We start from the raw sequence: 9203 nt of genomic DNA on the forward strand, positions 1-9203 counted from the left end.
AACGCATTTTTAAGTGCCACGTTAATCGCATTTTTACTGCGGGTAAGCCCCGACTCCAGACACAGGAAGCCACCCTGCATGATTAGCACCAGCATCGCTGCAATTAACAACCATAGTGTATCTAGTGCACTCATATCTGACATTGGCAGTCTCCGAAAATGAAGTCAGCACTCTATCGGTGCGAGCGCTTTGCTTTCGCTGTTGATAAAGCGCCATCCTGCGTCGTGTAGAGTGTCGTTAGGTTTTCAATGAGCAGTATTTATGCCAGTTCAGCTAGGGATAATTACCTTGAAAAAAGGAGAGATTTAGAAGATTGATTTTTACCAAGTAGGATGGATTAATCAGCTTGATACGGTTTCTAGTTTTCGGATTGATTTCTATGCCAAAACTTCATTTGAGGCGCTTGATATCACGATAGAAATTTTCGTGTGAACCTAAGGCCATTAATTCCAGAACTAAGGCACCATCATCAAAACTGTAGCCAAGTAGAGTAAGTTGTTTACTCATTTTAAATTTATATACTCTCAGAAAAGCCAAATCTCCTTTCTTTTGCTCGCCAAGGTTGGGGTTGGCCATAAGTTCTCTGACGGCCGAATCGAGCTCTTTTTTCTGGTTGGGCTTAAGTTTCTTTACAGCTTTTTTGAAGTTAGGGGTCTGTAAAACACGGGAGGCTTCAACCAAAATCATAGACCTCCAGTTTGCCAGCTTCTCGCTCTGCTTTGGCGATGATAGCCTGCTTAACAAACTCGTAAGGCAAATCGGGATTATCTTCCATCATTTCGCCGATTTTGGCCCAATGCTCAATTTGCTTGGGTGGAGTTCGGTTAAGCGCTTTGGCCATAATGGTGGCCTTTTCAATCAGTTCTTGATCCAATCGTATGCTGTTAGTAGCCATATATTTTTCCTCAATGCAGTTTTAGTGATTGTAGCAATACGCTACAATTGAGGCAATCCGCTACAGATTCCGATAGTTGACTCTTTGTTAACGAGAGAACTATTGAGAGTTAAAATAAAAGCCAACTTGGTTTGTTTAAACTATACAAAAAAAGGGCCAGAGAAAATTCTCTGGCCCTTTTTTGTTACGTGTGACTGAGGTGATGGTTTATTTAATAAACAACATTTCACGGTATTTCGGCAGAGGCCATAAATCATCAGCAACTTCCGCTTCCAAAGCATCAACGTGAGCGCGTACTTTCAACATTAAGCCACGAATATCATGGGCGCAGAAATTCATGTGCGCTTCAATCGACTCAAAGTCATGTTGTTTAATAGCGCTGGAAAGTTCGGCAACTGCTGCGATCATGGCATTGGTTTCATTGGCAATCGATAGGGCAATGGCGTTATCCATTTCAATACCCAGATCGGCCATGCCACTGTTAGCCATTGATAGCTCAGCCAGATATTGCGTAGCGGCCGGGTAAATCATGGTTTTAGCCATTTCGACCACCAGTTTGGCTTCAACTTCGATCGATAAAATATACTGTTCGGCATACACTTCATAGCGGCTTTCAAGTTCAGCGGCAGAAAATACTCCTGTTGATGAAAACAGCTGACGAATTGAGTCATCACGCAGGTATGGAAGTGCATCAGCGGTGGTTGGCAGGTTTTTCAGACCACATTCTTCAACCGCTTTTTTATGCCATTCTGCCGAATAACCATCGCCACCGAATACGACATTGCCATGTTCTTCCATCAGCGTTTTTAATACGGCCAAAACAGCAGTGGTACGGGAATCGGTTTTTGCCAGTTCAGCTTCCAGTTTTCCAGCTACCCACTCTAACGAGTCCGCCAGAATGGTGTTCATTGCGACTAATGGGCCAGATACGGATTGTGATGAACCCACGGCACGGAATTCAAAGCGGTTACCGGTAAAGGCAAACGGAGATGTCCGGTTACGGTCACCCGGATCCCGTTCAAATTTGAGGATTTGTGACAGACCCAGATCCATTTCACCACCTTGTTTCGAGGTGGCGATTTTGCCGTCTTTAATGTCCTGGAACACTTTTTCCAGCTGGTCACCCAGGTAAACAGACAAAATAGCTGGCGGTGCTTCATTGGCACCTAAACGGTGGTCATTTGATGCGGATGCAATAACCGCTCTCAGCAATGGCCCAAATTTATGTACACCACGAATCACCGCACCACAGAACAACAGGAAGTTGAGGTTATCGTGTGGTGTGCTGCCGGGATCCAGTAAGTTACCTTGTGTAGCATTCCCGACAGACCAGTTGACGTGTTTGCCGGAACCGTTGACGCCAGCGAATGGTTTTTCATGCAACAGGCACATAAAACCGTGTTTTTTTGCCGTGCTTTTCATCAACGTCATCATCAACTGCTGGTGGTCGGCAGCGATGTTGGCAGACTCGTAATACGGGGCAATTTCAAACTGGCCCGGAGCCACTTCGTTATGATGCGTTTTGGCAGGGATACCCAGACGATACAGCTGATCTTCAAAATCCTGCATGAAGATTTGTACTCGCTCTGGAATCGCACCAAAGTAATGATCATCAAATTGCTGACCTTTTGCTGGTGAAGCACCAAACAAGGTACGACCCGCTAACAATAAATCAGGGCGGGCATTAGCGAAATTGATATCGACCAAGAAGTATTCCTGCTCGGCACCACAGCTTGAACTTAAGGTAGCGACGTCGGTTTCGCCCATTAACTTCAGTACTTTCTGAGCGGCTTTATCCAAGGCGGCATTGGAGCGTAGTAACGGAATCTTCTTATCCAGCGCTTCACCGGTCCATGACATAAACACGCTTGGAATCATCAGCGTTGAACCATTTTCGGTATGCATGATGAACGCCGGGCTGGTTGGATCCCATGCGGTATAACCGCGTGCGGCATTGGTCATGCGCAGGCTACCGTTCGGGAATGATGAACCATCCGGTTCACCTTTAATCAATAAGCTGCCTGAGAATTCGGTAATCGCGTTCCCTTCAGAATTGGTCACAATAAAACCGTCATGTTTTTCAGCGGTGATATTGGTCATGGGATAGAAAATATGAGAAAAGAACTTCACGCCTTTGGATAAAGCCCAGTTCTTCATCGCTGCAGCGACAACATCGGCGACTGCCGGTGAGAGTGGTGCACCTGTTTGCACGGTTTGTTTAACCGCTTTAAATGCTGATTTATTCAATGCCTGTTCCATAGTGGCCAGGTTGAATACATCCGTTGCCCAAATCTTATCTAACGATTCAGGGGTTTTTACAGCGATCTTTTCGCGGTTGGTGATTTGTGAAATTGCTGCTAGGCGCGACTCATTTCCACTCATTTCAATATCCTTTATGCGGTGATTGTTAATTCATGTTTAAGTTTGTAAGAAGCTTAATTTCGTAAAGATTGATCATGAGTAGAGCGACGAAACAGAACACGACCATTAAGTTCTTTTGTCCAACCACAGTCATAAGCAATAAGCTGTCCAATTATCATAGAAAATGCAAAATTCAGCAAAACAAGCACAGACCTGTGTTACTGAGTTTATAAAGGGCTGACGGTGTGGCGGAGTCATGCTGGCTGCGAGCGAAGAAGGTGCGTGACGCACCAAAATGACGCATACAAATACAGCCAGATGCTCCAATAACTGACGCTGTTTCGCGGCGTATTTACATAGGCCGGTTTTTCCAGCCTGGTAAACGGACCTTAAGTATGAAGCAAACGCAACTTTTTGAGCATTTGAACAGGGATATTTCAAATATCGGAAATAATTCACGGTTTTTCCAGTGAATAAGGCGGATAAGTAGACATAACAGAAGATTCTTCTGGTCGTTGACGTTGTCTCTCTCGTTGTCTTTTGTCAGGCTTTTGCCTGACATCTTTTTATCTGCCACTGAAAATTTCACCACAGAGCCTGATTTACTGAGTGGCAAGTGTTGCCGGAAATGATCTGGGTCAATGACACACACTGCTAAAAGATCTAGGCTGCTTCTATTGCTCTCTTTACAAGAGAGCCTGATAGGCATTTACGAGGAGTAGTGTTATGGCAAACATGATGAAAGCAGCTATTTTTATTGAGCCTGGCCGGATCGAGATTGACGATAAACCTATCCCGGAGATTGGCGACAATGATGCCCTTGTCAAAATCACCACGACAACTATCTGTGGCACGGATGTGCATATTCTGAAAGGCGAGTATCCCGTTGAAAAAGGTCTGACGATTGGTCATGAACCCGTCGGTATTATTGAAAAGCTGGGCAAAAATGTTCACGGCTACCATGAAGGACAGCGGGTAATAGCCGGTGCAATCTGTCCCAGCTATACGTCCTATGCCTGTCAGGATGGTTGCTCGGCACAGGATGGTGGAACACACTCTCATGGCTACAAGCCCATGGGCGGCTGGCGGTTTGGTAATACGATTGATGGAGCACAGGCCGAATACCTTCTGGTCCCCGATGCCCAGGCAAATTTATCCCCCGTCCCAGATAATTTAACCGATGAACAGGTGCTGATGTGTCCGGATATTATGTCGACCGGATTTGCCGGTGCGGAATCTGGCAATATTAAAATTGGCGATATTGTGGCGGTATTTGCTCAAGGCCCGATTGGCTTGTGTGCCACAGCCGGGGCGCGATTAAAGGGTGCCAGTTTTATCATTGCGGTGGATGGGGTGGATGAACGTCTGGCTATCTCAAAACAAATGGGCGCAGATGTCACACTGGATTACCGAAAAGATGATGTGGTTGCCGAAATACTCAAACTCACGGGCGGACGGGGTGTCGATGTGTCGATTGAAGCCCTCGGACAACAGAGCACTTTTGAAGCCGCGCTGCGCGTCTTGAAACCCGGTGGCACATTATCGAGTCTTGGCGTGTATTCATCGGATTTGACGATTCCGTTAGGCGCATTTGCTGCAGGACTAGGCGACCATAAAATCATCACTTCCTTATGCCCCGGCGGTAAGGAACGCATGCGACGTCTGATGGATGTTATTTCCCACGGCAGACTGGATTTAAGTCCCATGGTGACGCACCGGTACAAACTGGAAAACATCACCGAAGCCTATGATTTGTTTTCGCATCAGCGAGACGGGGTATTAAAAGTGGCTATTGAAGCCTGAATAGACTCTGCACATAAAGCAAAATCCTGAGCCGGGACAAGCAAATCCCCTTATGGCAATTTTGTGTGTCGGCGTAATATGAGAACCGTAAGACAAACAAAACAACCAACGAGGTGATTATCATGTGGACTAAACCAGAATATTCGGACATGCGTTTCGGTTTCGAAGTAACGATGTACATCTGCAATCGTTAAGATTTGAAACCACGCAAAACAAGAAGCCCCCGAAAGGGGGCTTTTTTGTGGGTGAGTTTTCCGTATTCAAGCAGGCAATCGCATTTTAAATCTCAAATTTCAGACATAAAAAAAGCACTCATGAATGTGTGCCTGTTTTATTTATTACCGGGACCAGTATCTACTACCACCCCTAAAAACTTACTGGATGTTAAGTATTTTTTGTATTAATTTACGACAATCATTGCTTCTGTACATAGTCAGTTGGGAATGTTGCTATAAAGTTTAAAGCTAACTTTATGTTTCAATTTTTCTTTTGAATATTCTGAAAAGCTTTTGCAAGCAGTAAGGGGGCAGACTTTCCAGACAATTTCCTTGGTTTTCTTCCAAATCGACGGCTCATTTCTAACTCATGTTGTTCTTGCGCATCTAATTCATTGATCAGTCGATCCAATTCAGCCTGACTATGGATTATGGCGTGCTCTGATACGCTACTTCTTCGGGGTTTAACAGTCATTTTAACGATTCCATTACTGGTAAATAACTTCAGAGTACGATCTATTAAAAAAGTTCAACGTTATCCGATAGATAGTGATTCTATTGTTTGCCAGGGTTTTCGACTTGATCAACAGATATAAAAAAGACACTTAAAATAAGTGCCTTTTTTTATGGAACTGGGAGGAATCTTCGTTAAGAACCGTGGATTTAACGCTAATCATTATTTGCTCAATGGCGTTCTCCAGTGTTTTGGTCAAGCCATCTGATCGTGGAATTACATGCTTTCTGCTTCAGATATAGCCTTTCTGACCAAACGCCCAGCGCCGCCAGTCACATCGGCATTTTTAATCTGTTCGAGATTCACTGGGTCACCTACGATGATCACACCGCCCATACCTGTACCAATATGTGGTGTGCATTTGTATACGTAAATACCTTCCTCGGTGAAGGTCCGTTGGTAATTTTCACTCATCGGTGAGTTCCATTTCTCGGCACCTTCCGGAATCAAGCCATCAATGGATTCTGAGTTATGTGTACTCATATTGCGCCAGGACACAGAGTCACCAGGATTAATTTTGACGACCAGCGGATTAAATACCATGCCTTGTGCCGTCACGAAGTGGGTTTCTGCTCCTTCGCTTTTTGGCTCATCGGTTTGAGCGGTTGTATCATCTGGTGTTCCAGTGAGGTTATTTTCTTCAGTCACCACGGTGGTATCAGTCTGATCAAGTTCAGCGGCAGGTTCGTTTTCAATCACCACTTGAGCTTCCGGTGCGCTCGGTGGGGTTTCTTCAATCGCTTCTATGTTGCTCTGATTTTCGGAGCTCATTTCCGTTTCAGGGGTTGGAATGGTGTCAGAATTGTCATCGCTACCACAGGCCGTAAACAACGTAGCGGCTGCGAACGTCATAGTCAGTGCAAGGGTGATTCTTTTCGTCTGTGTTAACGTCGAAGTTGCCTTAAACATGTTTTGTACTCTCCTGATAAAAAATTCTCGTTCCAGATTAGGACACTGACAAACTTTGTCCGTTCGAAATAACGCTAAACCTCTAATTTGAATTCCCCTTTAAGGACTTAAAGCAAAATCCTGAATCCGGACAAGCAAATCCCCTTATGGCATTTTTAAAAGTCGGCGTAATATTTGAATTGTAAGTTAACGAAATAACCGGGAGGTGATTAACATGTGGACTAAACCAGAATATTCAGACATGCGTTTCGGTTTCGAAGTAACGATGTACATCTGCAATCGTTAAGATTTGAAACCACGCAAAACAAGAAGCCCCCGAAAGGGGGCTTTTTTGTGGGTGTAATTTAGATATGGGGTTTAACGACATTTAGCTTGAGGAATGGAGCATATTAATAAATCGATAAAATCTATACATATAGGTTTTCTCATGTATAGATTATGGAAAAATTTATGCATAATCCAAGTCATCATGGTTTCAATAATTAGTTATTACGCCATCGCGTTTGATAAGCGATTTTAGAAATGGCTGATAAGTGTCTAGACAATGATGGTGATCCCCCGCTTGCGGTGAATAATACACTTAATCACCGCATAAAATGCGGTAAATAAGCTTGTTGTTACAGAAAACAACTAACGAACGTCCGATCACGAACGGCAACGAGATATTATCAATCGCATGTTGGATGATAACTTTGAAGGCCATATGAATACCTCCAAATATGCCAAGCTGGCGAAATGCTCTACTGACAAAGCCTTACGTGATATTCAGGATCTGGTGACAAGAGGTATATTTATACAAAACCTCGGTGGTGGTCGAAATACTAGCTACCGATTAACGGAGCAGGTCGAAGAGTGAGTTGAATTTCAAAAAAATCGGGTCGCTTGATTGAATAAGTCACAAAGTGGGGTGGTGGCTGTGAAGCTGTAATACCAGTTCAAACAAGCCATTAGAATGAAAGGAAAATTATGCAGCAGGTCGGAATTTATGAGCAGCTTATTACGCAGCTCATCGAAAGCAGGATAGACCGTGAGCGCTTTTACGTTGGTGAGCGTGAGTTAAATGGCAATGAAGCATCTGTTTGGTTATCACGCTTTTTATCACACATTCTGGAATATGCAATTGAATCGGTACCCGCAAGTGATGACCGCTTACAACAGCAAATTTCACTATCTAACCAACTATTACTTTGGTTAAAGACGCAAATTCAAGATAAAGATTTTATTGAAGATAATTTACTCACGAGCCAAGGCAAAATTCTTACCGCGTTATACGATTTAGAAAACCCTGTTTCTGCCGACCTAAAAAACTATATTAATGACATATTTCCCCTCACTGGTTTGACCCAAAGCGAGTTATTTTGTGGCAGCAATGCAGGGCTATCGCTTGAATCTGAACTAAAAAGAGAAATTTTATCGGCCGATAAAATTTATTGGCTTGTATCATTTATTAAGTGGGCAGGGATCCGAATTTTCCGTAAAGAGCTTGAGGCATTCACTTCGAGCGGCCGAGAGTTAAAAATCATCACCACTTCTTATATGGGAGCAACCGATGCTAAAGCTGTCGAATATCTGGCAAGCCTACCTAATACAGAAGTAAGGCTGAGCTATAACACTAAACGTGAGAGGCTACACGCCAAAAGCTATCTATTTTTGCGCGATACTAGCTACCATACAGGCTATATTGGTTCGTCAAACCTGTCTCATTCTGCATTGACCAATGGGTTAGAATGGAACTTAAAAATCACTTCTCAAGAAATTCCACACATCATCAATAAGTCTCTTAGCACCTTTGAAACCTATTGGGCATCAAATGATTTTGAGCAATTTAATAACGATGAGATCAGTAGTGAAAAACTTAACAGAGCACTAAGACAACAACGCGGTGATTATGAGCAAAGCTCAACGCATTTTTTCGATATCACGCCTTTTCCTCACCAAAACGAGATACTAGAGCAGCTTGCGGTTGAGCGCAGTGTTCATAGTCGTTTTCGTAATTTGGTAGTGGCAGCAACAGGAACTGGTAAGACCCTGATTTCCGCCTTCGACTTTGCCCGTTTTCACAAAACAAAACCGGATGCAAAATTTTTATTTGTAGCTCACCGCGAAGAAATTTTAAAGCAAGCTAGAGCAGCTTATCGTGGCGTCTTACGCAATGGCGCTTTTGGTGAGCTCTGGGTGGGAGGTCATACACCAGAGCATTACCGTCAACTCTTTGTATCTATTCAAACGCTGAATAATCAGCTTGGCCAACTTAATCTCACCACTGATTATTATGACTATATTGTAATTGATGAAGTGCATCACATTGCCGCGAGTAGTTATCGTTCGGTATTAGCACATTTTGCTCCTTCAATATTACTAGGGCTGACAGCAACACCAGAACGTCACGATGGAGGCGATATTTTGGCTGATTTTGGTGGCGTTATTGCTGCCGAAATTCGATTGCCAGAAGCCATTAATCGACGTCATCTCTGCCCATTTCAATATTTCGGTATTGATGATGATA

11 protein-coding genes are annotated in these 9203 nt (G+C 43.7%); 5 read left to right on the forward strand and 6 right to left on the reverse strand.

The window, feature by feature from the left end; all coding sequences use genetic code 11:
- The 4 genes from B3O33_RS16055 to B3O33_RS12900 all read right to left on the reverse strand — a co-directional run.
- Positions 1-143, reverse strand: a 143-nt coding sequence (locus B3O33_RS16055; protein WP_414673296.1) for a hypothetical protein, incomplete at its 3' end; no start/stop codon positions are given.
- Between the two features lie 247 nt (positions 144-390).
- Complete coding sequence (locus B3O33_RS12890) at positions 391-687, reverse strand: type II toxin-antitoxin system RelE/ParE family toxin (RefSeq protein ID WP_292360760.1); 297 nt, start codon at positions 685-687, stop codon at positions 391-393.
- Positions 674-895, reverse strand: coding sequence for a TA system antitoxin ParD family protein (locus B3O33_RS12895; RefSeq protein ID WP_292360758.1), 222 nt, complete (start codon positions 893-895; stop codon positions 674-676). The genes B3O33_RS12890 and B3O33_RS12895 overlap by 14 nt, the downstream gene beginning before the upstream one ends.
- Positions 896-1102: 207 nt before the next feature.
- Entirely contained in the window at positions 1103-3277 is a 2175-nt protein-coding gene (locus B3O33_RS12900; protein WP_292360756.1) for a glutamine synthetase III, read from the reverse strand.
- A 705-nt stretch (positions 3278-3982) separates the two neighbouring features.
- On the opposite strand from B3O33_RS12900, the gene B3O33_RS12905 reads away from it, so the two are divergent.
- Complete coding sequence (locus tag B3O33_RS12905) at positions 3983-5059, forward strand: NAD(P)-dependent alcohol dehydrogenase (protein WP_292360754.1); 1077 nt, start codon at positions 3983-3985, stop codon at positions 5057-5059.
- 122 nt (positions 5060-5181) lie between these two features.
- Entirely contained in the window at positions 5182-5253 is a 72-nt protein-coding gene (pqqA, locus tag B3O33_RS12910) for a pyrroloquinoline quinone precursor peptide PqqA (protein WP_081443609.1), read from the forward strand.
- Between the two features lie 283 nt (positions 5254-5536).
- Here the strand turns inward: pqqA (B3O33_RS12910) and B3O33_RS12915 are convergent, their stop codons facing one another.
- A complete protein-coding gene (locus tag B3O33_RS12915) occupies positions 5537-5749 on the reverse strand; it encodes a hypothetical protein (protein WP_292363777.1) in 213 nt (70 codons plus the stop codon).
- 255 nt (positions 5750-6004) lie between these two features.
- Positions 6005-6697: a plastocyanin/azurin family copper-binding protein gene (locus tag B3O33_RS12920; RefSeq protein ID WP_292360750.1), complete on the reverse strand. Its 693-nt coding sequence runs from the start codon at positions 6695-6697 to the stop codon at positions 6005-6007.
- A 214-nt stretch (positions 6698-6911) separates the two neighbouring features.
- On the opposite strand from B3O33_RS12920, the gene pqqA (B3O33_RS12925) reads away from it, so the two are divergent.
- The 3 genes from pqqA (B3O33_RS12925) to B3O33_RS12935 form a co-directional block, all read left to right on the forward strand.
- A complete protein-coding gene (gene pqqA / locus B3O33_RS12925; protein WP_081443609.1) occupies positions 6912-6983 on the forward strand; it encodes a pyrroloquinoline quinone precursor peptide PqqA in 72 nt (23 codons plus the stop codon).
- Positions 6984-7373: 390 nt separating this feature from the next.
- Positions 7374-7553, forward strand: a complete 180-nt coding sequence (locus B3O33_RS12930) for a hypothetical protein (protein ID WP_292363778.1) — start codon at positions 7374-7376, stop codon at positions 7551-7553.
- 110 nt (positions 7554-7663) lie between these two features.
- The coding region (locus B3O33_RS12935) for a DEAD/DEAH box helicase family protein (RefSeq protein WP_292363779.1) at positions 7664-9203 on the forward strand (1540 nt) is incomplete at its 3' end.

The organism is Methylophaga sp. UBA1464, assembly GCF_002325665.1.
Classification (GTDB): domain Bacteria; phylum Pseudomonadota; class Gammaproteobacteria; order Nitrosococcales; family Methylophagaceae; genus Methylophaga.